This window comes from Phyllobacterium sp. 22552, assembly GCF_052044585.1.
Taxonomy (GTDB): Bacteria; Pseudomonadota; Alphaproteobacteria; order Rhizobiales; family Rhizobiaceae; genus Phyllobacterium; species Phyllobacterium ifriqiyense.
Genome location: NZ_JBQENG010000004.1, coordinates 19962 through 42493, shown reverse-complemented (window position 1 = coordinate 42493; position 22532 = coordinate 19962). Strand labels below are relative to the sequence as shown.

Annotated in this window: 25 protein-coding genes; 16 read left to right on the top strand and 9 right to left on the bottom strand. The window is 53.4% G+C overall.

The window, feature by feature from the left end; all coding sequences use genetic code 11:
- Positions 1 to 61: 61 nt before the first annotated feature.
- The 7 genes from ACTJI9_RS10340 to deoA are packed head-to-tail and all read left to right on the top strand — an operon-like array spanning position 62 to position 6776.
- Positions 62 to 1594, top strand: a complete 1533-nt coding sequence (locus ACTJI9_RS10340; protein WP_115054723.1) for an ATP-binding cassette domain-containing protein — start codon at positions 62 to 64, stop codon at positions 1592 to 1594.
- Positions 1591 to 2142: a cysteine hydrolase family protein gene (locus tag ACTJI9_RS10335; protein ID WP_336440466.1), complete on the top strand. Its 552-nt coding sequence runs from the start codon at positions 1591 to 1593 to the stop codon at positions 2140 to 2142. Before ACTJI9_RS10340 ends, ACTJI9_RS10335 begins: the two co-directional genes overlap by 4 nt.
- A complete protein-coding gene (locus tag ACTJI9_RS10330; RefSeq protein ID WP_336440465.1) occupies positions 2139 to 3281 on the top strand; it encodes an ABC transporter permease in 1143 nt (380 codons plus the stop codon). The genes ACTJI9_RS10335 and ACTJI9_RS10330 overlap by 4 nt, the downstream gene beginning before the upstream one ends.
- Positions 3281 to 4252: an ABC transporter permease gene (locus tag ACTJI9_RS10325; RefSeq protein WP_336440464.1), complete on the top strand. Its 972-nt coding sequence runs from the start codon at positions 3281 to 3283 to the stop codon at positions 4250 to 4252. Before ACTJI9_RS10330 ends, ACTJI9_RS10325 begins: the two co-directional genes overlap by 1 nt.
- A gap of 2 nt (positions 4253 to 4254) precedes the next feature.
- The gene (locus ACTJI9_RS10320; RefSeq protein ID WP_115054727.1) at positions 4255 to 4659 is read left to right on the top strand and encodes a cytidine deaminase; all 405 of its coding nucleotides are present in this window, start codon (positions 4255 to 4257) and stop codon (positions 4657 to 4659) included.
- Positions 4656 to 5456, top strand: coding sequence for a purine-nucleoside phosphorylase (locus ACTJI9_RS10315; protein ID WP_440807788.1), 801 nt, complete (start codon positions 4656 to 4658; stop codon positions 5454 to 5456). Before ACTJI9_RS10320 ends, ACTJI9_RS10315 begins: the two co-directional genes overlap by 4 nt.
- Positions 5457 to 5459: 3 nt before the next feature.
- Positions 5460 to 6776, top strand: coding sequence for a thymidine phosphorylase (deoA, locus tag ACTJI9_RS10310; protein WP_440807785.1), 1317 nt, complete (start codon positions 5460 to 5462; stop codon positions 6774 to 6776).
- On the opposite strand, the gene upp is transcribed toward deoA, so the two are convergent.
- A complete protein-coding gene (gene upp / locus ACTJI9_RS10305; RefSeq protein ID WP_115054730.1) occupies positions 6777 to 7403 on the bottom strand; it encodes a uracil phosphoribosyltransferase in 627 nt (208 codons plus the stop codon).
- Positions 7404 to 7562: 159 nt separating this feature from the next.
- Between upp and ubiE the strand changes: the two genes are divergently transcribed.
- The 5 genes from ubiE (at position 7563) to ACTJI9_RS10280 (ending at position 12442) form a co-directional block, all read left to right on the top strand.
- On the top strand, positions 7563 to 8339 hold the full coding sequence (gene ubiE / locus ACTJI9_RS10300; RefSeq protein WP_115054731.1) for a bifunctional demethylmenaquinone methyltransferase/2-methoxy-6-polyprenyl-1,4-benzoquinol methylase UbiE: 777 nt from the start codon (positions 7563 to 7565) through the stop codon (positions 8337 to 8339).
- Between the two features lie 7 nt (positions 8340 to 8346).
- Complete coding sequence (ubiB, locus tag ACTJI9_RS10295; RefSeq protein ID WP_440807781.1) at positions 8347 to 9924, top strand: 2-polyprenylphenol 6-hydroxylase; 1578 nt, start codon at positions 8347 to 8349, stop codon at positions 9922 to 9924.
- 68 nt (positions 9925 to 9992) lie between these two features.
- Positions 9993 to 11381 carry a bifunctional phosphopantothenoylcysteine decarboxylase/phosphopantothenate--cysteine ligase CoaBC gene (gene coaBC / locus ACTJI9_RS10290; protein WP_440807778.1) on the top strand — a complete coding sequence of 463 codons (1389 nt, stop codon included), beginning with the start codon at positions 9993 to 9995 and terminating at the stop codon, positions 11379 to 11381.
- Positions 11378 to 11890, top strand: coding sequence for an N-acetyltransferase family protein (locus tag ACTJI9_RS10285; RefSeq protein WP_440807776.1), 513 nt, complete (start codon positions 11378 to 11380; stop codon positions 11888 to 11890). The genes coaBC and ACTJI9_RS10285 overlap by 4 nt, the downstream gene beginning before the upstream one ends.
- Positions 11891 to 11905: 15 nt before the next feature.
- The gene (locus ACTJI9_RS10280) at positions 11906 to 12442 is read left to right on the top strand and encodes a GNAT family N-acetyltransferase (protein ID WP_440807773.1); all 537 of its coding nucleotides are present in this window, start codon (positions 11906 to 11908) and stop codon (positions 12440 to 12442) included.
- A gap of 17 nt (positions 12443 to 12459) precedes the next feature.
- Here the strand turns inward: ACTJI9_RS10280 and ACTJI9_RS10275 are convergent, their stop codons facing one another.
- From ACTJI9_RS10275 to dut, 7 genes are read right to left on the bottom strand one after another with little or no spacing between them, the layout of a single operon-like run.
- Positions 12460 to 12825: a hypothetical protein gene (locus ACTJI9_RS10275; RefSeq protein ID WP_440807771.1), complete on the bottom strand. Its 366-nt coding sequence runs from the start codon at positions 12823 to 12825 to the stop codon at positions 12460 to 12462.
- Positions 12826 to 12851: 26 nt separating this feature from the next.
- Positions 12852 to 13397, bottom strand: a complete 546-nt coding sequence (locus tag ACTJI9_RS10270; protein ID WP_440807769.1) for an SRPBCC family protein — start codon at positions 13395 to 13397, stop codon at positions 12852 to 12854.
- Between the two features lies 1 nt (position 13398).
- Positions 13399 to 13767, bottom strand: a complete 369-nt coding sequence (locus ACTJI9_RS10265) for an ArsR/SmtB family transcription factor (RefSeq protein ID WP_440807767.1) — start codon at positions 13765 to 13767, stop codon at positions 13399 to 13401.
- Positions 13768 to 13826: 59 nt separating this feature from the next.
- A complete protein-coding gene (locus ACTJI9_RS10260) occupies positions 13827 to 14831 on the bottom strand; it encodes a proline racemase family protein (RefSeq protein WP_440807764.1) in 1005 nt (334 codons plus the stop codon).
- Complete coding sequence (locus tag ACTJI9_RS10255; RefSeq protein ID WP_440807761.1) at positions 14831 to 15484, bottom strand: HAD family hydrolase; 654 nt, start codon at positions 15482 to 15484, stop codon at positions 14831 to 14833. Before ACTJI9_RS10255 ends, ACTJI9_RS10260 begins: the two co-directional genes overlap by 1 nt.
- A 3-nt stretch (positions 15485 to 15487) precedes the next feature.
- Complete coding sequence (locus tag ACTJI9_RS10250) at positions 15488 to 16306, bottom strand: isocitrate lyase/phosphoenolpyruvate mutase family protein (protein WP_115054741.1); 819 nt, start codon at positions 16304 to 16306, stop codon at positions 15488 to 15490.
- Positions 16307 to 16322: 16 nt separating this feature from the next.
- On the bottom strand, positions 16323 to 16808 hold the full coding sequence (dut, locus tag ACTJI9_RS10245) for a dUTP diphosphatase (protein WP_307282058.1): 486 nt from the start codon (positions 16806 to 16808) through the stop codon (positions 16323 to 16325).
- A gap of 154 nt (positions 16809 to 16962) precedes the next feature.
- Here dut and ACTJI9_RS10240 point away from each other — a divergent pair, with 154 nt between their 5' ends.
- The 3 genes from ACTJI9_RS10240 (at position 16963) to ACTJI9_RS10230 (ending at position 19956) form a co-directional block, all read left to right on the top strand.
- Positions 16963 to 17772, top strand: a complete 810-nt coding sequence (locus tag ACTJI9_RS10240) for a class II glutamine amidotransferase (RefSeq protein ID WP_115054743.1) — start codon at positions 16963 to 16965, stop codon at positions 17770 to 17772.
- A 79-nt stretch (positions 17773 to 17851) separates the two neighbouring features.
- Entirely contained in the window at positions 17852 to 19441 is a 1590-nt protein-coding gene (locus ACTJI9_RS10235) for a peptide chain release factor 3 (RefSeq protein WP_115054744.1), read from the top strand.
- Between the two features lie 137 nt (positions 19442 to 19578).
- A complete protein-coding gene (locus ACTJI9_RS10230; RefSeq protein ID WP_336440454.1) occupies positions 19579 to 19956 on the top strand; it encodes a VOC family protein in 378 nt (125 codons plus the stop codon).
- An 85-nt stretch (positions 19957 to 20041) separates the two neighbouring features.
- On the opposite strand, the gene ACTJI9_RS10225 is transcribed toward ACTJI9_RS10230, so the two are convergent.
- Positions 20042 to 21784, bottom strand: coding sequence for a long-chain-fatty-acid--CoA ligase (locus ACTJI9_RS10225; RefSeq protein WP_440807757.1), 1743 nt, complete (start codon positions 21782 to 21784; stop codon positions 20042 to 20044).
- Between ACTJI9_RS10225 and ACTJI9_RS10220 the strand changes: the two genes are divergently transcribed.
- The gene (locus ACTJI9_RS10220; protein ID WP_440807754.1) at positions 21759 to 22376 is read left to right on the top strand and encodes a hypothetical protein; all 618 of its coding nucleotides are present in this window, start codon (positions 21759 to 21761) and stop codon (positions 22374 to 22376) included. The two genes, ACTJI9_RS10225 and ACTJI9_RS10220, sit on opposite strands and share 26 nt — an antisense overlap.
- Positions 22377 to 22532 lie beyond the last annotated feature (156 nt).

The following is a 22532-nucleotide window of genomic DNA, read 5'->3' as shown; positions in this document are numbered from 1 at the left end:
TCCCGTGTTAGGGTCGTAAGCTTCGAAAAACAACAAGAGCTGATCAACAGCGGATGGGGATATGAGCGTAGCTGCAATCGAACTTATTGGCGTGGACAAACGTTTCGGCTCCGTCCACGCAAATCGCGATATTCATCTGACAATTGAGAAAGGGACGATTCACGGCATCATCGGTGAAAACGGTGCCGGAAAATCGACCCTGATGTCCATTCTTTATGGATTTTATCAGGCGGACAGCGGCGAAATTCGTATCAATGGAAAAACGACCAAGATCACCGATCCGAATGCTGCAATCGGAATGGGCATTGGTATGGTGCATCAGCATTTCATGCTTGTTGAAAATTTCACCGTCCTTGAAAATGTGATGCTCGGTGTAGAGGGCGCACCGCTTCTGAAGAACGGTATTGCCAAAGCCCGTGCTGAATTGAAGCGTCTCGAGCAGGAATATGAACTCGACGTGGATCCCGATGCCCTGATTGAAGAGTTGCCTGTTGGGCTGCAGCAACGCGTAGAGATTCTCAAGGCACTCTATCGCGGTGCCGAAATTCTCGTTCTTGATGAACCGACCGGCGTTCTCACGCCGCCCGAAGCAGACCATCTTTTCCGGATTCTCGAGCAATTGAGGGATCAGGGCAAGACCATTATCCTGATCACGCATAAATTACGCGAAATCATGGCCGCAACGGACAACGTATCCGTCATGCGCCAAGGTGCAGTAGTAGCGACAAGAAAAACCAGCGAAACTTCGGTGGAAGAACTGGCTGAACTCATGGTGGGACGGCGTGTTTTGTTGCGTGTCCAGAAGGGCGAGGCACAGCCTGGCGAAGTGAAACTATCGGTGGAAAATCTGACCGTGCGCGATAGTCGTGGCGTGGTCATGGTCGACAATGCCTCGTTCACTGTGCGGGCGGGTGAGATCGTCGGCATCGCTGGGGTGGCTGGCAATGGACAATCACAGTTGATTGAAACAATTGCCGGAATTCGCGCTGCAGTATCAGGCCGCGTTCTCCTTGACGGACAGCTTATCGATATTACAGGTGCTGCCGATCCGGGTGAGTTGCGCGATCGCGGATTAGCGCATGTGCCAGAGGACCGCCACCATATGGGGCTCGTCCTCGCATTCGAGGAATATGAAAATTCGATCCTGGGATATCACGATGATCCGCTTTATCTCAAAGGACCGTTCCTTGATATTGATGCGATCAAAGCAGATGCGCGCAAGAAAATAGAGAAATACGACATTCGTCCGGGTGACCCCAATCTCAAGACCGCAAATTTTTCCGGAGGCAATCAGCAGAAAATCGTACTCGCCCGGGAGATTGAGCGTGATCCGGGTGTCCTGATTATCGGCCAGCCGACACGCGGCGTGGATGTTGGTGCAATCGAGTTCATTCACAAGCGGATTATTCAAATGCGTGATGCGGGCAAGGCGGTCCTGCTTGTTTCCGTGGAACTCGATGAAATCCGTTCTTTGTCGGATCGTATCCTCGTTATGTTCGCCGGCCGCATCGTTGGAGAGCGGGATGCTGAAGCTGACGAAGGCGAGCTCGGCTGCCTCATGGCCGGCGTCGAACAGCTGGAGGCCGCTGAATGACAACGCAGGCGCTCATTATTATAGATGTCCAGAATGCTATTGATGATCCCAAATGGGGGCGTCGAGGTCAGCCTGAAGCAGAGGCGCGTATAGGTGAATTACTCGGCGCTTGGCGTGAACGCCGTCTGCCCGTCATCCACATCCGCCATGATTCAACCGATCCTGCATCGCCGTACCGCCCTGGCACCCATGGCAATGAATTTAAAGATGAGGTTGCCCCGCAGATGGGCGAGCCGGTCATCGACAAACGCACAAACAATGCGTTCATTGGTACTGATTTGATGGATGTTCTCGATGAATTGCAAGCGCGCAGCCTGGTGGTCACGGGCGTGCTTCTGGAAAATTCCGTTGATGCGACGGTTCGAATGGCTGCCAATCTCGGTTTCGAGGTGATTGTTCCGGAAGATGCTGTCGCGAGCATTGATCGCAAAGACTACCGGGGCAAAAAATGGGTCGCCGAAGACGTGCATGCCTTAGCGCTGTCTTTGCTTGAAGGCGAGTATGCCCGTATCACGACATCCGCACATATTATCGGAAACCTGCCATGAGCCAGCCTTTTGCAAAACTACCCGCTTGGGCAGATTATGGACTTCTGCCGCTGATCAATCTCATCGTCGCTTTCTTCGTGGCAGGTCTTGTCGTCTTGCTCGTTGGTGAAAGCCCGATCGAAGCTGCGGTTCTTATGGTTAAGGGTGCTTTTGGCACAGGCGACGGCGTTGGATATACGCTCTACTACGCAACCAATTTCATCTTTACCGGGCTTTGCGTTGCAGTTGCCTTCCACTGCGGCCTCTTCAATATTGGCGGCGAGGGCCAAGCCTATATTGGTGGTCTCGGCGTTGCTTTCGTCGGTCTTGGCCTCGGCGATACCCTGCCATGGTGGATCGTCTTTCCATTGGCAATTGTGGCTTCCGGCATAGCCGGTGCCTTGTGGGCGCTCATTCCCGCGTGGCTACAAGCGCGCCGTGGTTCGCATGTTGTTATTACCACCATCATGTTCAACTTCATTGCCGCTAGCATCATGGTCTATATCGTGGTGCAAATTCTCAAGCCAATGAACATCCAATCGCCAGAAACGCGTGTTTTTGGAGAGGGTGGGCAATTGCCAAGCCTTGGATGGTTGTTGAACGCTGTGGGTCTCAACATGCGCTCCGCCCCTCTCAATCTCAGTTTTCTCGTATCCCTCATTGCAGCGTTTCTGGTGTGGGTACTGATCTGGCGGACAAAGCTTGGATATGAAATCCGCACAATGGGCTTTAGCCCGAAGGCGGCTCGATATGCCGGCATAAGCGAGCTGCGTATCATTATAATCACCATGATGATTTCAGGTGCGCTGGCGGGGATGATGGCGCTGAATCCAATTATGGGAGCGCAGCACCGCCTGCAGCTTGATTTTGTTGCGGGGGCTGGTTTCGTAGGCATTGCCGTTGCGCTCATGGGTCGTTCCCATCCGGTCGGTATTGTGCTGGCGGCAATCCTTTTCGGTATGCTCTATCAGGGCGGCGCTGAAATCGCTTTCGATATGCCAAATATTTCACGCGACATGATCGTGATTATTCAAGGTCTGGTCATTCTTTTCGCTGGAGCACTCGAACACATGTTTCGGCCAACCTTGCAGCGCATTTTCCATGGCTTTTCATTTAAAAAAGACCAGACAGCGCCCGTTATTGCTGGAGGTGGCCAGTAATGGAAAGCTTCATCACCATCCTGCAATTGTTCGATTCGACGATCCGCCTGTCGGCTCCCTTGCTGCTCGCCTGTCTGGCAGGACTCTATTCCGAACGTGCTGGCATCTTCGACATCGGCCTTGAAGGCAAAATGCTTGCCGGTGCTTTTGCAGCGGGCGCTGTTGCTACATGGTACGGCTCTGCTGGACTTGGCCTTTTAGCGGCCATTGCCGTGTCGGTGGCTTTAGGCCTCGTGCACGGCTTTGCCTCCATCACCCACAGGGGAAATCAGATTGTCTCCGGCGTTGCGATAAATTTCATTGCGGCGGGAACGACGGTCATCCTTGGACAGGCATGGTTTCACCAGGGCGGGCGCACGCCATCCTTGCCGAATACGGCGCGCTTCAATGCTATCAATTTGCCCGGAGCCGAAGCTTTGCGTGATGTCCCGATCATCGGCCCGATCTATTTTGAGTTGATTTCAGGTCATTCCATCCTCGTTTATTTGGCCTTCCTGCTGGTGCCTTTGACATGGTGGGTGCTTTATCGCACACGTTTTGGCCTGCGTTTGCGCGCTGTGGGTGAAAATCCGGCGGCCGTTGACACAGCGGGTATTTCAGTTCCGTGGCTGCGCTATCGCGCGGTCATTTGCTGCGGAATTCTGTGTGGTGTTGCCGGTGCCTATCTCGCCACAGCGCAAGGCGCTGGCTTCGTGAAGGATATGACCGCAGGCAAAGGCTATATTGCCCTTGCCGCTTTGATTTTTGCAAAATGGCGTCCAGTCCAGGCAATGTATGCCTGCCTCCTATTCGGGTTCCTCGACGCTTTGGGCATCCGTCTTCAGGGCCAGACTCTGCCGTTGATCGGTGAGGTGCCGGTGCAACTCATGCAGGCGCTGCCCTATATTCTTACGATAATTCTGCTTGCCGGATTCATCGGCAAGGCAATTCCGCCAAAAGCTGGCGGTGTTGCCTATGTCAAGGAAAGATAGCTATGAGTACGGACTTATTTGACGCGGCATTCGCCGCCATGCAGAAAACCCATTCGCCTTATTCGCAATTTCCGGTGGGCGCCGCACTGCGTACCAGTGACGGGCGTATCTATTCGGGGTGCAACATTGAAGTGGTTTCCTATCCGGAAGGCTGGTGCGCCGAAACAACTGCGCTTTCGCATTTTGTGATGGGTGGTGGAGGCACGATTACCGAGATCGCTGTCGTCGCCGAGAAGAAGGCAAAGTGCACACCCTGTGGCGGGTGCCGCCAGCGCTTGGCGGAGTTTGCGGGCCCCGATACGCTGCTCCATCTTTGCGACAATGACGGGATCATTCAAACCCTGACGATGAAAGAAATATTCCCCTTCGGTTTTGAGGCGGAAGTGCTCGGTAAAGGTGCTGCATGATTTCGCCAGCCACGACCACGCTCATTCAAAAACTGAACGGTCTTGCCCCTCGTATTGCTTTGGTGCTCGGCTCCGGCCTCGGATCGCTGGTTGATGCTGTCGAGAATGCGATCCATATTCCCTATTCGGATTTGCCCGGTTTCCCGCACAGTGGCGTCTCGGGCCATGCGGGTCAGGTGGTTGCCGGCTACCTTTCGGGCAAGCCGGTCCTGATGCTGGCTGGACGTGCGCATTACTATGAAAAGGGCGACGCATCGGTCATGCGTCCAGTCATTGCGGCGCTGGTTGAGATTGGTATTGAGACGCTGATCCTCACAAATGCAGCGGGATCGGTTCGCCATGATCTGGCACCGGGCAGCGTGATGCTGATTGATGACCATATCAATTATTCCGGGCTGAATCCGCTGATAGGTGAGCCGTCTGACAAACGTTTTGTCGGCATGACAACAGCCTATGACCAGCAATGGAAAGATGCCCTGATCATTGCTGCCGGTGAGGTTGGCGAGAAATTGGCGCAAGGTGTTTATATGTGGTTCTCGGGGCCATCATTCGAAACGCCTGCAGAGATTCGTATGGCAAGGACTCTTGGTGCAGATGCTGTGGGCATGTCGACAGTGCCGGAGGTCATTCTCGCGCGGTTTTATGGATTGCGCGTGGCGGCCTGTTCAGTCATCACAAATTTCGGTGCTGGAATGACCGGGGCGGAACTGTCGCATGAAGAGACCAAGGATGTTGCTCCGCAGGGTGGTGCGCGTTTGCAGAAGATCATCCGCTCTCTTATTCAGGAAATAGGTTAGCCAATGGAGCTGCCGCAAGAAATTATCCGCCGCAAGCGCGACGGCGCGACACTGAGTGCAGCCAATATCACCGCCTTCGTCAATGCCATGAGCGCAGGTTCCATTACCGATGGTCAGGTTGCGGCCTTCGCCATGGCTGTTTTTTTCAACGGCATGAAACGCGAGGAGGCAGTGGCACTCACCCTCGCCATGCGCGATTCAGGGGATGTGCTGGATTGGTCGGATTTACCCGGCCCCGTTGTTGACAAGCATTCAACAGGCGGCGTTGGGGACAATGTGTCCTTGATGTTGGCGCCACTCGCAGTTGCCTGCGGCGCCTATGTCCCGATGATATCGGGAAGAGGTCTCGGTCATACGGGCGGGACGTTGGACAAGATGGATTCGATCCCCGGTTACATCAGCCAGCCGGATAACACTCTGTTCCGGAAAGTTGTGCGGGAAGTCGGGTGCGCCATTATTGGCCAGACCGCCAATCTTGCACCGGCAGACAAGCGGCTTTATTCCATCCGGGACGTTACAGCGACGGTGGAATCCATTCCGCTGATAACGGCTTCGATACTATCGAAGAAACTTTCTGCAGGGTTGAATGCGCTCGTCCTTGACGTGAAATCCGGCAATGGTGCGTTTATGGCCCGAAACCGCGACGCGGTGGCCTTGGCAACCAGTATAGTCGAGGTGGCAAACGGCGCAGGCCTGCCAACGACAGCGCTTTTGACTGACATGAATGAGCCGCTTGCTTTGGCCGCTGGTAATGCGGTTGAAGTCAAAAATGCTGTTGATTTCCTGACGGGTGATCGTCGCGATACCCGATTGGAAAGTGTCACACTGGCACTCGTTGGAGAAATGCTCTTATCTGCACGGCTTGCGCCAAATCTGAAGGCCGCAATAGACAAGACGCGGGAAGCACTCAACAGCGGCAAGGCTGCAGAAGTGTTCGGACGCATGGTTGCTGGTCTAGGCGGGCCGAGCGACTTTATCGAAAAGCTCGATCATTATCTGCCGAGAGCGCCCATCACAGTCGAAGTAAGTGCGCCTGTTGCCAGTTATGTTGCATCCATTGATACCCGTGCCATTGGCATCACAGTCGTGGCGCTGGGTGGTGGCCGTATCAGACCGCAAGACCCCGTTGACCACGCTGTCGGGATCACAGCGCTACAACCCATCGGTGCTAAAATGGAGAAGGGTGAGCCAGTTGCGCGGGTCCATGCCCGCACGCAGGATGATGCGAAGACTGCGGCGCTTGCTATCGAAAAAGCTTATGGTTTTACGGATCGCAAGCCCCGAACAGTCAACCCGGTCCTGCGCCGCATTGGCGCGTAATTACTTCGTGCCGTACATGCGGTCGCCAGCATCGCCGAGCCCCGGAACGATATAGCCTTTTTCATTGAGGTGGCTGTCTATGGCAGCGGTAAAAACCGGTACATCGGGATGGGCTTCGGTAAAGCGCTTGATTCCTTCTGGCGCCGCTAACAGGCAAAGGAAGCGGATATTGCTGGCGCCGCGATCTTTCAATTTCTGAATTGCGACAATTGCCGAATTGGCCGTTGCAAGCATGGGGTCAACGACAATGATGAGGCGGTTGACAATATCTTCCGGTGCCTTGAAATAATATTCAACTGGCTGCAACGTATCGTGATCGCGGTATAGTCCGATATGTGCAACGCGTGCCGCAGGCACAAGGTCCAGCATGCCCTCAAGCAAACCATTGCCTGCCCGTAGAATCGATGCAAAGACCAGCTTCTTGCCTTCTATGACCGGCGACTCCATTTCCACCAGGGGGGTCTGTATCGTGATATTTGTCAGTTGCAGATCGCGGGTCACTTCGTAGCAGAGCAGCAGGGATATTTCCTTCAGCAACCGTCGAAATCCGGCGGTGGAGGTGTCCTTGTCGCGCATGATAGTTAGCTTGTGCTGAACAAGCGGGTGGGAAACGATGGTCACGCCCATGGGGATTCCTTTAAACTGAACTTGCCCGACCTTATCTGTTGATGAGCGTGATCGCAAAGCGTGTGTGCTGGAGACGCACAGTTTTGTCGCGCAACAGGCGATGGTCTTCTGCGTCTCAATATTCTATGGTTCCGGCGAATTATACAGGCAGGTAAGAAAATGAACCAGCAACGCACCGGTGCACAGGGTGGCATGGAAACATCCTTCGGCTTTCAGGATGTGAGCGACGGCGAAAAACAGACCCGGGTCAATGACGTCTTTCATAGGGTAGCCAAGCGCTACGATGTCATGAACGACCTTATGTCAGGCGGTCTTCATCGGGTTTGGAAAGACTCGATGATTGCATGGCTGTCCCCGTCGAAAACCGCAAATTGGAAGGTGCTGGACGTCGCCGGTGGCACGGGAGATGTTGCGTTCAAGATTGTGGAGGCATCCGGGCGCAATGCTCATGCGACGGTATTGGATATTAACGGCTCCATGCTTGGGGTTGGCCAAGACCGAGCTGCCAAAAAAGGCCTCGCCGAAAATACCGAATTCGTTGAAGCCAATGCGGAAGAGCTTCCGTTTGAAAGCAACAGGTTCGATGCCTATACAATCGCATTCGGCATTCGAAATGTCCCGCATATTGATCGCGCCCTGTCTGAAGCATATCGCGTGTTAAAACCAGGCGGGCGCTTCCTTTGCCTTGAGTTTTCCGAAGTTGAACTGCCTGTTCTGGACAAGCTTTATGATGCCTGGTCCTTCAATGCCATTCCAAAGATCGGCAAGGCCGTAACAGGTGATGCCGACAGCTATCAGTATTTGGTGGAGTCCATTCGCAAGTTTCCGCGACAGTCGGATTTTGCTGACATGATCCGAAAGGCGGGCTTTGAACGGGTTAGCTGGCGCAATTTCACCGGCGGCATCGCGGCGCTGCATTCCGGCTGGAAGTTGTGATTTCTGAATGAGTAGTTTTGCAGCAACATTTCGCTTGATGCGAGCCGGGTGGATATTGACTCGTGAGGGCGTAATAGCCGCACTTCCCGCTGATGGTTTGAGCGGTATTCCCGCGTTTGGGCACAAGATTGCAGGCCTTCTCGCTCGCCGCCGTGCGCTGACGGCGCGCCGCTCGGAGCGCATGTCCCGGGCCATCAACAAGCTTGGGCCATCCTACGTAAAATTGGGCCAGTTCCTGGCAACCCGCCCCGATGTCGTCGGGACTGAGGTCGCCGATGATCTGGCCCTGTTGCAGGACCAGCTCGACTACTTTCCGATGGAGGCCTCGATCAAAGCGATTGAGGGATCGTTGGGCCGCTCGGTCGACGATCTCTTTGTCAATGTTGAGCCACCCATTGCTGCGGCGTCTATTGCCCAAGTGCATCCCGCTTATGTGAAAACCAGTGAAGGAAGCAAAAAGGTTGCCGTCAAGGTTGTGCGTCCAGGTGTTCGGCAACGTTTTAACAATGATCTTGAGAGCTTCTTTCTGGTTGCCCGCTGGCAGGAACGTTACGTTCCGGCAAGCCGCCGTTTGCGGCCCATCGAAGTAACGCGCACCTTGGCGCAGACCACACGTATTGAAATGGATTTGCGCCTTGAGGCCGCGGCTCTTTCAGAAATTGGTGAAAACACGAAAGATGATCCGGGCTTCCGGGTGCCAGCAGTCGATTGGGAGCGTACAGGGCGCGACGTGCTGACGCTTGAGTGGATCGACGGTGTCAAAATGTCGGACATTGAAGGGTTGCGCGCCGCTGGCCACAATCTCATCAAGCTCGCCGAAACGCTGATCCAGTCATTCCTGCGTCATACACTGCGCGATGGGTTCTTTCATGCGGACATGCATCCAGGCAATCTGTTCGTAGATGCTAACGGCAATATTGTTGCAGTGGATTTCGGTATTACCGGCCGCCTCGGCAAAAAAGAGCGCCGGTTTCTTGCCGAGATACTCTATGGCTTTATTACCCGTGATTATGTGCGTGTAGCCGAGGTGCATTTCGAGGCGGGCTATGTGCCGCATCACCATGATGTAGCAAGTTTTGCCCAAGCGATCCGTGCGATTGGCGAGCCGATCCATGGTCAGCCGGCTGAAACCATCTCAATGGCAAAGCTGCTGACATTGCTGTTTGAGGTGACGGAACTCTTTGACATGGAAACCCGTCCTGAACTGGTCATGTTGCAGAAGACCATGGTTGTTGTCGAGGGCGTTTCACGCACGCTCGATCCGCATTTCAACATGTGGAAAGCGTCCGAGCCTGTCGTTGGCGACTGGATCAAACGCAATTTGGGTCCGCAAGGTATTCTTGTTGACGCGCGCGAGGGTGTGATGTCGCTGCTGCATCTGGCGCGTCAAGCGCCTGATCTGGTAGCACGTGCTGACAGGTTGTCGCTTGAACTGGATCGCATGGCTGAAAAGGGTTTGCGGTTTGATGATCAGACGGCCCATGCCATCGGCAAGGCCGAAGCGCGGCACACACGATCAGGCCGAATTGCCCTCTGGGTGATTGCAATTTGCTTCGTCATTATAACCTACGAGCTTTTATCCTGACAGAATTTGCGCTAAGTTGATTGCAATGATTGCACATTTGCAATCGTTCTCTTGTGGAGTGCAATCAAATGGCCAGCATAACGATCCGAAATCTGGATGACGCCACCAAGGAAAGATTGCGACTTCGCGCGGCCTTGAATGGGCGCTCAATGGAAGAAGAAGTCCGACTTGTTCTTGGTGAGCTTAACAATGAGCCGTCAACTCCAGCGACCTTGCCCCATTCTGTTTCAACAGCTTCAGGATCGCTTGCGGGGCGGCGTATTCTTCTGATCATAGGCGGCGGCATAGCGGCTTATAAGTGTCTTGATCTTATCAGGCGCCTGCGGGAACGCGGCGCTAAAATTCGCCCCATATTGACCAAGGCTGCCGAAGAATTCGTAACGCCACTGGCCGTGGGTGCGCTGGCGGCGGATAAAGTATTCACCGAGCTTTTCTCCAGGGAAGACGAGCACGATGTCGGCCATATCCGCCTGTCACGCGAAGCCGATTTGATTGTTGTGGCTCCGACAACGGCTGATCTTATGGGGAAGATGGCAAATGGTCTGGCGAATGATCTTGCCAGTGCCGTTTTGTTGGCGACGGACAAGCCCGTGCTGATTGCCCCGGCAATGAACCCGAAGATGTGGAATCACGCCGCGACCAGGCGCAATCGCGCCACATTGGAAAAGGATGGCATTCGTTTCATTGGGCCCAACAGGGGCGAAATGGCAGAAAGCGGCGAGAGTGGCGCAGGGCGAATGGCGGAACCGATGGAAATCGTTGGTGCCATCGAAAAACTACTCGACCGCACGCCAAAGCCACTATCCGGGAAGACTATCATAATGACGTCCGGCCCGACGCATGAGCCAATCGACCCGGTGCGCTATATCGCCAACCGTTCGTCGGGCAAGCAAGGGCATGCAATTGCCGCAGCTCTTGCGCGCCTTGGTGCGACGGTGCGGCTGGTATCCGGCCCGGTCAATATTCCGGATCCCGAAGGTGTCTCAGTGATTCATGTGGAATCCGCCCGTGAGATGCGTGATGCGGTCGAGCAGCTTCTGCCTGCGGATGCTGCCGTGATGGTGGCTGCAGTCGCAGACTGGCGATATGCGAATGAAGCGAATGAAAAGATAAAGAAACACCCGGGCGAAAAAGCACCCGCCCTGCAGATGGTGGAAAATCCGGATATTCTGGCAGGAGTAGGGCATAGCAAACTGCGCCCGCGGCTGGTCATCGGCTTTGCAGCGGAAACGCAGGATTTGCTGATTAATGCGCAAAAAAAACTCGACAAGAAAGGCGCCGATTGGATCGTTGCCAATGATGTAAGTCACACCAAGGGCGTTATGGGAGGCGACCGGAATGCCGTGCGCATCGTGACCCATTCAGGTGTTGAAGAATGGCCGGACATGAGCAAGGAGGAAGTTGCGGAGCGTCTTGCTCAGAAGATCGCCACGGCTCTGCAGCAGCTTGAAGCATGAAGATTGTCATTCGCGAAGCTTTGCATTCCGATGCGCAAAATCTCGCCGCGCTCTCCATTCAAGTATGGCTGCACACATATGCCAAGGCGGGTATCCGGGACGTTTTCTCGCGCTATGTCTTTGCAGAATTTACTGCTGAACGTTTTGCCGGAGAAATAGAAAACCGAATAAAACAGCTCTATGTGGCAGAGGTGGAAAATCACCTCGTTGGATATGTCCGGCTCAATCTTGAAGCGGAATGTCCAATTCGTCATATCGGCCAGCCGGAAATAGAGACGCTTTATGTACAGGAACATTTCGCTGGTTGCGGCATTGGAAGCGCCCTGCTCAATCACGCCGTTGAAGCATGTCAATCGCGTGACCATCGCCAGGCATGGCTCACGGTGAATCAGCAGAATTTGCCGGCTTACAGGTTTTACCAACGTAAGTTGTTTCAAAAGATCGGCACGGTGGATTTTGTGCTTGAAAGTGAACGTCATGCCAACGATGTTCTGGTAAAAGTTTTCTAGTTATTGGAATTGAGCATGACCAAAATTTCCGTCCCAGTTCTTGAAACCGAACGGTTGATCCTGCGTGGTCATCGCGAGGATGATTTCGAAGCGCTGCATGAAGTTTGGACCCAGCCCGCAGTCTATCAATATATCTCGGGGCAGCCGTCCACCCGCGAGCGCTCATGGGGACGTCTGCTGCAATATATCGGCATGTGGCATGCGATTGGCTATGGTTTCTGGGCCTTGGAAGAGAAGGCGACCGGTCGTTATATTGGCGATGTCGGCTTTGCCAATTTCAACAGAGAAATCGAGCCACCCTTCGGTGACACGCCGGAGATGGGATGGGTATTATCGCAAGAGATTCACGGCAAGGGTTATGGCAATGAAGCGCTGGAAAAGATGCTTCATTGGGGAACGGGTTTCTTCAAGGCCACAAGCACCCGCTGCATCATATCGCCGGAGAACATCGCCTCACGTCGGATTGCCGAGAAAAATGGCTTCCGCAAAATCGCGGAAACCACTTATACAGGTGAGCCCGTCTGGCTGCATGAAAGGCTGTTTGAACGCTAGAGAAAATTTTGCTCTAGCTACCAGCCTTCGCCCTTTTGCGACACATGATGAATGATCTGGCAAGGGCTGGTGATCCAGAAATCCTTGTGCCCTTCCGGCAATTCTTCGATCTCGTCGCAACGCACGATACCTGCCTCAGAAAGATGTCCGGCGGCAGCGCCGACATTGTCAGCTGCGATTTCCAGCCAAAGCTCGGACTGGCTGAGACCGGGTGCCTTGTCGATCCAAAGCTGATTTGATCCGAAATGAAAGCCCACATAGGGCAGATGGTTGGTCAATGGCTCCAAACCGATGATGTCCCTGTAGAATGCGACTGTTGCCTCATACTGATGAGGGGGAACCTTCATCGCAATATTGTGGCTTCCCTCATAAGAAGGTCTCATGATTTTCTCTCCCATAAGATGCTTGTTCAATTGCCAATGAGCTGCTGGTATTCCGGCTCAATACGACTGTGGTTTTCCCAGAAATCCTTGACCTGCCGCCCTTCCATATGGGCAATCAGCACCGCGAGATGGACGTGCCAGCCAGCCGCTACGCTGACCATGGAATTTCTGCTTGCAAGGCGTGTATGTGTAATCGTCAGTTGCGTATCATTCCCCAGGGCGGCAAGTTCGAATGTCACCTCCGAAGGTTCGTTTGGCCCATCAGGCCATGTGTAACTGAGGATATGCGGAGGATCATAGCGTGTCACTTTCCCCTTATTCGTATGACCCTCATATTTCTTGTATTCCTCGGGTGCGGGATCTTGCGATAGTTCTGAATGGTGAAAGGTCAGTTCCACATCGCCTCCGACGAAGCTGGAGATGGGCCCTCTCGCCAGCCACTTGCGCCTCTTGTCCGATTCAGTCAGATAAGCCCACACCCGCTCGACGGGACCCGGCAGCACCCGTTTGATACAAACGGTTCCCGGTGCAGTGACGACGCCGAGGGTATTATTTCCAATGTGCTCGTTCATTTCATTCTCCTCCTTTCCCGGTTGCAGACTTTGATGCTGCGGCATCTTCCTGGCGTAGGATAGCTTCAAGATCATCAAGCCTTGCGGTCCAGAATTTCTCATAAGTGCTCAACCATTGTTGCGCCTGCGCGAGCTTGGCAGCTTCAAGTTGGCAGATATGGGTTCTGCCTTCGATGCGCCGTCGAACGAGGCCGGCACTCTCCAGAACCTTGATATGTTTCGATGCCCCTGCCAGGGACATCTGAAAGGGCGTTGCCAGATCGCTGACAGAATGTTCGCCCGCTGTAAGTCGCTGCAATATCGCCCGCCGTGTCCGGTCGGAAAGCGCATGAAATACGGCGTCGAGATGTGATGTATGAAATTCAACCATGTGGTTTAGTATCACGGCAATAAAAGATAGTCAACCATATGGTTTACTATTTAGAATCTTCAGGAAATAAGGAATCCAGTTCCGAGCGGATCGCCATCTTCAACGATGAATTCGGCCATACCGCTGTAATAAGCATGCCCGGAAACACGCGCGGTTATTGCATCAAACTGCCCCGCCTTCGTCGTGGTCTCAACAAAACCCGCAAAGCGCGAGCCGACAATGCTTTCGAATATCCGGGCTGTGCCCTTAACAATCTGCCCCTTGGCGTGCATTGCCGCAAGCCTGGCCGTAACACCCGAGCCTGTCGGGGAACGGTCCAGCTGTGCGTCAGCGAAGATGCAGACGTTTTTCGTCGGCGCTTCATTCCACTCATCGGCACCATCGGTTAAAATCGAACCGTAAAGGAATGCCAAATCCTTGTGATCGGGATGATCAAGCGGGACTGCTTCTTTCACGGCCTCGGTCAGCACTGTGGCAGCATGTTTAAATGCAGAGGCGGCGTCGCGTCCGAATTCGAGGCCGAATTGATGGCAATCGGCGAGAGCATAAAAAGCTCCGCCATAGGCCACATCAAAACTGATCTTGCCGAAATCCGGAACGTCGACGATCTGGTCGCTTGCAAAAAGGAAGGCCGGAACGCTTTCGAACGAGACGCTGCCAGACTTTCCGTCACGAACTTCCACGGAAGCGACGACCATACCGCAAGGGCATTCGATGCGAACGGTGGTTACTGGCTCCACCTTGGCCACCAGACCATAGTCAACGGCATAACGGCCAAGCGCAATGATGGCGTGGCCACACATGGTAGAATAACCCTCATTATGCATGAACAGCACAGCGAGGTCAGCATCGGGAAGATCGGTATCAACCAGCAACGCGCCATACATATCGAAATGACCGCGTGGTTCGAACATCAATATCTTCCGCAGATGATCGAGCCGATCGCGAACATAGGCCCGCTTGCTTAGAATGGTTCCCTTTGGCAGCTTGGGATAGCCATCAATAATGATACGCAGAGGTTCGCCACCCGTGTGCATATCGATCACTTTCAGGGGACTATTCATCAGCTGATTTCCAGCAAGGCAGGAAGTTTTCGCATGTCGTCAAAGAGTATGCCGCCTGCTGCAGCCAGGCCTTCATGATCGGCATGCTCATCGCCGCAATAGGAAAATACGCGCATGCCCGCTGCTATCCCGGCCACCGTTCCTGCCACACTGTCTTCAATCACGACAGCCTGGCTCGGATCATACCCCATCTTGGCAGCAGCATGGAGAAACAGGTCAGGGAAGGGCTTTCCGCGCGCAACCATTGATGCGCTGTAAAGAACATTTTCGAAATGATCAATCAGCCCGGTTTTGCCGAGTGTGATGTGCATTTTCTCCACATTGGCGGAAGATGCAACGCAATAGGGAAGCCCCGCGTCCTTAACAGCAGCAATAACACTCTCGATATGGGGGATGGCCTCTACATTCTCGAAGATAACGGGAATAGCTTGATACCAACGTTCGACAAAATCATCGCCTAATGAATAGCCCAGCGCCTCGACCTTCTCCTGAACCGCCCGCATCGGCATGCCGGTATAGGTTTTGCGGAGTTCGGAAAAGCTGGTTTTAAAACCGGCTTCCCCAAGCATCTTGACCAGATGATGATTGCCGACGGTTTCGGTATCGACAAGCACGCCGTCACAATCGAAAATCACCAGGTCTGGACGGGCCATACTTCAGACTTCCTTGGTTGCACCCTGTGAGAAGAGCTGTTGTAAATTGCCAAATGTTACGCCTGTTGTGCCGAATTCAAATGTACCCTTGTCGAGCACCTGTCGGGCTGCGTCGTGGATAGCACTGAACGCAGCTGTCGTGAGCCTTGGTCCAAGCGAAATCCGCTTCACGCCGGCCGCCGCCAGCTCGCTAACTGTCAGCGAAGGAGGAGCCAAAACGCTCAACGGCTTGGAGACTGAATCGCAAAGAATTTTGATACTCTCAAGGTCGGAAATACCCGGGGCGAAAAGGACATCCGCTCCCGCTTCCTCAAATGCCTGAAGACGCTTGATCGTGTCATCCAGATCATTTTGTCCCCGCAAGAAGTTTTCGGCACGCGCGGTAAAGACGAAATCGCGCTTCAAAGCACGGGCTGCCTCAGCGGCTGCGGCGACCCTTTCGACGGCATGGGAAAACTCATAGACGGGCTTGTCGGGATCCCCGGAGAAATCTTCGATTGAACAACCTGCCAGCCCTGCAGCTTCCGCTGCAAAGATCGTTTCGGCAGCACTGTCCGCGCTGTCGCCTTTGCCCTTTTCCAGATCGCCGGATACAGGAAGATCTGTGGCGGCAACAAGGTCGCGGCAGTGCTGCATCATGACATCGAATGTTATGGCCCCGTCAGCAAGGCCGCGAGAAAAAGCAAAGCCTGCACTGCTGGTCGCCATTGCCTTGAAGCCAAGTGAAGCAAGAAACTTTGTAGTGCCGGGATCCCATGGATTGGGCATCAGCAACACATCTGGCCCTTGATGCAACAGACGAAATGTTTTGCCTTTGTCCATGGTACCCTCCTAATTGCTATGCAGTACCTGTCGAGCCAAATCCGCCAGAGCCACGTGACGTTTCGCTGGCATGCTGTCGCTCCTCAACATTGAGCTGCACAACCGGTGCAAGAACAACCTGCGCAATGCGCATGCCTCGCTCGACGTAGAAATCGTCATCGCCCAGATTGATCAGTATCACTTTTACTTCACCGCGATAATCTGAATCAATCGTACCTGGCGTGTTGAGGCAGGTAATCCCATGTTTCAGAGCGAGACCCGAGCGAGGTCTGATTTGCGCCTCATATCCGGCCGGGATTTCGAAGATCAGGCCACTGGGAACCAATGCCCGTTTTCCCGGAAGCAACAGCAATGGTCTGTCTTCCGGAACAGCAGCTCGAAGGTCCATGCCAGCAGAGCCGGATGTTTCGTAGGCGGGCAAGTCCAGCCCCTTGGCGTGGTCAAGGCGGACCAGGCCGAGTGCAGGGTTTTTCGGGTGAGCGGAATCGATTTTCTGTGACATGAAGAGACCTTTTTCACCAGTCAGCGCACACCGTCAACTGACAAGATGCGCTGGGCCCATTGTTTGCACATAATCTGCTATTATCCCAGCAGCGTGCTGGCGATTCGCACAAGTGCAGTTACAGATAATATTATGTTACGAAATCGGGTGATTCATGTGCCGTTGGGCTGCCTATCTTGGACCTGAACTGTTTCTTGAAGATGTTATAGCCTCTCCCTGCCATTCGCTGATTGCGCAAAGCCATGATGCGCACGAGGCCAAAACGCGTACCAATGGTGATGGTTTTGGCGTGGCCTGGTATGGTGCGCGTGACGAACCTGGGCTTTACCGCGATATTCTCCCCGCATGGTCCGATCAGAACTTGCGGAGTCTTTCCCGTCAGATCAAGTCGCATCTTTTCCTGGCTCACGTTCGGGCATCGACCGGCGGGGTGACTAGCCGTATGAATTGCCATCCTTTCGTTTCGGGAAAATGGAGCTTCATGCATAACGGGCAGATTGGCCATTTTGACAGGCTGCGACGTGGTTTGGAGTCTCGTCTGGATGACTCAATTTACGCGCAGAAACTGGGTTCAACGGATTCCGAACTGATATTCTTGCTCATGCTGCAACATGGCCTTGATCAGCATCCCGCGCAGTCTCTTACTGCAACGGTCAATACAATCAAAGCCGAAGCGGAGCGTATCGGCATCCCCGCCTTTATTCGGCTGACAGCAGCTTTTTCCGATGGACAGCATCTCTATGCGGTCCGCTATGCAACAGATCGCTTTGCGCCGTCCCTTTATACCGCAACGCTTTCGCCAAATGCGGGTTTATGCGTTGTTTCTGAGCCTCTTGACGGTGAAGCAGGCAATTGGATGCCGGTTCCTCCGAACAGTTTCGTGACTGTCAAAGATACCAAACGCATTGCCATTGAGCCGTTCATGATTGCAGATGAATTCACGCCTGCGCTGGAAAGCGTTTGACCTATTGGAATTGAAGGTCGACGGGAAAGACTGGGGCTGATAGAAGGCGCCAACCTTTCCTTTAGTTTTGAGCCGATTTATGTCTTCTGCTGACCATCCTGTTTCCAAACGTCGTACATTCGCGATTATCGCGCATCCTGACGCCGGTAAAACCACGCTGACCGAAAAGCTGTTGCTTTTTGGTGGAGCCATTCAGCTTGCGGGTGAGGTCAAGGCGAAGAAAGATCGCATCCAAACGCGCTCGGACTGGATGAATATCGAGCGCGATCGCGGTATTTCTGTTGTGACATCCGTCATGACATTCGAATACAAGGATTGCATTTTCAATCTGCTCGATACGCCGGGTCACGAAGACTTTGCCGACGATACCTATCGTACCCTCACGGCGGTAGACAGCGCGGTCATGGTGATTGACGCCGCCAAAGGTATTGAGGCGCGCACGCTCAAGCTTTTTGAAGTTTGCCGTATGCGCGATATCCCGATTGTCACTTTCATCAACAAGATGGACCGTGAAAGCCGCGATCCTTATGAGATCCTTGATGAGATTGAGCAGAAGCTCGCCTTGGATACAGCACCGATCACCTGGCCGATAGGACGAGGCAAGAGCTTCGCCGGAACGTATAATCTTCAGAACAATACGGTTCGCCAGCGGGATTCGGAAGAGACTCCGCGCCCCGTCAATGGACCGGAATCCTCCGGCGCAGCCGGTCTCCTGCCCGAAAATGAGCGTCAGGCGTGGATCGACGAAGTAACGCTGGCGCGTGATGCCTGCAACCCATTCGATCTTAAGGCATTTCGCGAAGGCCATATGACGCCCGTTTACTTTGGATCCGCATTGCGCAATTACGGCGTCCGCGATCTCATTGAAGCCTTCTGTGATTTTGGTCCGAGCCCCCGTGCACAGGATGCCGATACGCGCCGGGTCGAAGCCACGGAAGAAAAGATGACAGGTTTCGTGTTCAAGATTCAAGCCAATATGGATCCCAATCACCGTGACCGGATCGCGTTTCTGCGCGTTTGCTCGGGCAAGCTTTCACGTGGCATGAAAGCAAAGCTTGTGCGCACCGGTAAGCCGATGGGCCTTTCGGCGCCTCAATTTTTCTTTGCCCGTAGTCGCCAGATCGCGGATGAGGCATGGGCCGGCGATGTGGTCGGCATCCCAAACCATGGCACATTGCGTATTGGCGATACGCTGACGGAAGGCGAAGATTTGCTTTTCCGCGGTGTTCCAAACTTTGCACCGGAAATCTTGCGTCGCGTGCGGCTGGATGATGCAATGAAAGCCAAAAAGCTGCGCGAAGCGCTCCAGCAGATGGCGGAGGAAGGCGTGGTTCAGCTCTTCCTGCCTGATGATGGCTCTCCCGCTATTGTTGGTGTTGTCGGCGCCCTGCAGATCGACGTTTTGACCGAACGTCTAAAGGTGGAATACACCTTGCCTGTAGGCTTTGAGCCAGCACGCTTTACTGTTGCGCGCTGGATTTCTGCCGATGATCCCGCTGAGCTTCAGCGTTTCATCAATGGTCATCGCGCCGATATCGCGCATGATCTGGACAATGATCCAGTATTCCTTGCGCAAAATTCCTTCTCGCTTTCCTATGAAGCGGAGCGTTGGAAGGCGATCCGTTTCGCGGCGATCAAGGATTATCAGGTGCGCGACAAGGTGGCCTGAAGCTCTTTCCAGTAATAGATTGCCGTATTATAGGAACTGCGTGGGCACCGTCTCATGATCTTTTGGGAAAGTTACAGCCATCGCTTCGCCACTGTGCATGAGTGATGGAATGTGCTTTCGATATTTGAGGTTATGAAATGAATGACAAGTCCACCAACGCTGTTCACTTCGGGCGTATTGCAGCCGTGCTTCCGGTCAAGGACATGGTCCGCGCACATGATTTTTATACGCGGGTATTTGGCTTCACCAAGACGTTCGAAAACGGAAATCCCGTCGGGTTTATGATTCTGAAGCGCGAGAGTGCCGAGCTGCACTTAAGTTTGCAGAAAGATTATGACGCACCACCGTTCAATGTGGCGCATATCATCGTAGATGATGCTGATGCTCTTCACGCAATTTGCCAGCGGGAAGGGCTACGTATCATCAAAGGACTGCGCGACCACGATTATGGTCTCAGGTCGTTCGTTTTTGAAGACAGGGACGGAAACAGAATTGATGTAGGGCAGCCCGCATAAAATAAGGGAGGGTCGAAGCAATTCCTGGAAAAGCGTGTTGCGGTTTTCCGATCGCAATTGCATAAAAGAGACCCTCCCTTTGTTTTTAGTCCCGCAATTCGCGGCGCAAAATCTTGCCGACATTGCTCTTGGGCAGTTCATCCCGGAATTCGACCACGCGCGGACGTTTGTAATTTGTAAGGCGTTCGGCGCAGAATGCTTTCACAGCCTCTTCGGTCAACGTCTTGTCCTTGCGCACGATATAAAGCTTCACGGCTTCACCGGAATGCTCATTGGCGATTGCTACGGCAGCAGCCTCGGCAATACCTGGATGTTCCATGGCCACTTCTTCGATTTCGTTCGGATAAACATTGAAACCAGAGACAAGGATCATATCTTTTTTGCGATCGACGATCTTCGTGTAGCCACGCTCGTCCATATAACCCATATCGCCGGAGCGGAAAAATCCATCCGCAGTCATGACCTTGGCGGTCTCGTCCGGACGGTTCCAATAACCTGCCATGATCTGCGGTCCGCGGATGCAAATTTCGCCAACTTCCAGCAAGGGCAGTTCCTTGCCATCATCATCGCGTATGGAAAAATCCGTCGATGGCATGGGCATGCCAATTGTGCCGGAGAATTCTTTTGCATCAAGCGGATTGGCCGAGGCAACGGGTGAAGTTTCGGAAAGCCCGTAACCTTCGATCATAAGGCTGCCGGTCAACTCCTGCCAGCGATCCGCAACCGGCCTTTGCATGGCCATGCCGCCGCTGAACGACATTCTGAGTTCCTTGAAGTCTAGCTTGCGGAATTCTTCATTGTTCATGAGACCATTGAAGAGGGTACTCAGCCCAGGAAAGAAATGAAATTTGTGCTTCTGCAGCACTTTGACGAATGCGGGGATATCCCTTGGATTCGGGATAAGAATATTCAGACCACCCTGCTTGATACCGATCATCGCATTCACGGTAAGCGCGAAAATATGATAGAGCGGCAGCGCGCAGACATAAACAATGCTGTCGGGTTTGCCTTTGGCCCTGAAGCCAACATCACACCACAGACTCATCTGCTCTATATTGGAAAGAATATTGCTGTGGGTGAGAGTCGCGCCTTTTGAAATGCCGGTTGTGCCGCCTGTATATTGCAGGAAAGCAGTGTCGGAGCTTTTGACATCAACCGGCTTGAGGGACATGGAAGCGCCCTTTGCCAATGCTGTCTTGAAAGGGATGTGTCCAGGCAATGACCATGCTGGAACCATCTTCTTTACGCGCCTTACAACCAGATTTACCAGATGGCCTTTCAGGCCCATCATGTCGCCCATAGCGGTAACAACGACATGTTGCACAGAGGTTTTGGTGACGACTTTCTGCAGCGTGGCAGCAAAATTTTCGAGAACAATGATGGCCTTGGCACCGCTATCCTTCAACTGGTATTCCAGCTCGCGCGGCGTATAAAGCGGGTTGACGTTAACAACGATTAGTCCGGCTCGCAAAATACCGGCGATCACAATCGGGTATTGCAAGACATTCGGCATCATGATCGCGACACGGTCGCCTTTGACCAGTCCGCGAGATTGCAGCCAGGCCGCAATGGAGCGGGAGTGTTTGTCGAGCTCCCCATAACTCATGCTTTTGCCCATGCAATTAAATGCAGGCTTGTTGCTGAATTTTTTGAATGCATCGTCAAAGAATGCGCCGAGCGATTGATGAGGCAGGTCCGGAATGTCCGCCGGGACACCCTCGGGATAGTGTTTCACCCACATTTTTGGCGTCGGCAGGATCGGCTTATTGGCTGCCGCTGCCGGTTTGCTCTCAGCAGTCGTCTTGGCTGCAGGCGCTTTGGCCGTCACTTTGCTGGCTGGCACTGCTTTTGTGGCAGTTTTCGACTTTGCAGCAGATGTGGTGGTTGGTTCTTTTTTAGTGGTGGGCGTCGCTGATATCTTTTTTGCCGGGGCTTTTGCGGGTGTGGCTGGTTCTACCGATTTACTTTCAGCAGATTTCTTGGCTGCAGGCGCTTTGGCCGTCACTTTGCTAGCTGGCACTGCTTTTGCGGCAGTTTTCGGCTTTGCAGCAGGCGTGATAGCTGGTTCTTTTTTAGTGGCCGGTGCTTTGGATATGTTTTTAGCTGGCGTTTTTGCGGGTGTGGCTGGTTTTACAGCTGCAGCTACCGGTTTGCTTTCAGCAGAGTTCTGGGAGGCAGGCGCTTTCGCCGTTGCTTTGTTGGCAGCAGCCATTTTTGCAGTCGTAGCTGGTTTAGCAGCAACCGCAGCTTTCTTGGTGGATATTGCTTGCGCGCTGGCTACAGCCTCTTTGACATTTCCGGAGGATTTCTTTGCTGCAGATGGTGCCGTTTTTTTGGTTGCGATCTTGGACGCCGCAATTTTAGACTTTGTTACCGGATTCGCCTGTTTAGCCACATTAACCTCCCAGTTAGTTTTTTAGCTTGGTATCTTTCCCCTACACCATGCTACTCAACAATCTCTCCTATGGCGAGAGCCATACTGTTGCAAGCAATTACATTAACGTAAACGTAAAAAATCTTATTCATCATAGTTTCAATGTAACGCTCCATTTCTTTCATTTGGCCACATCTCGGCA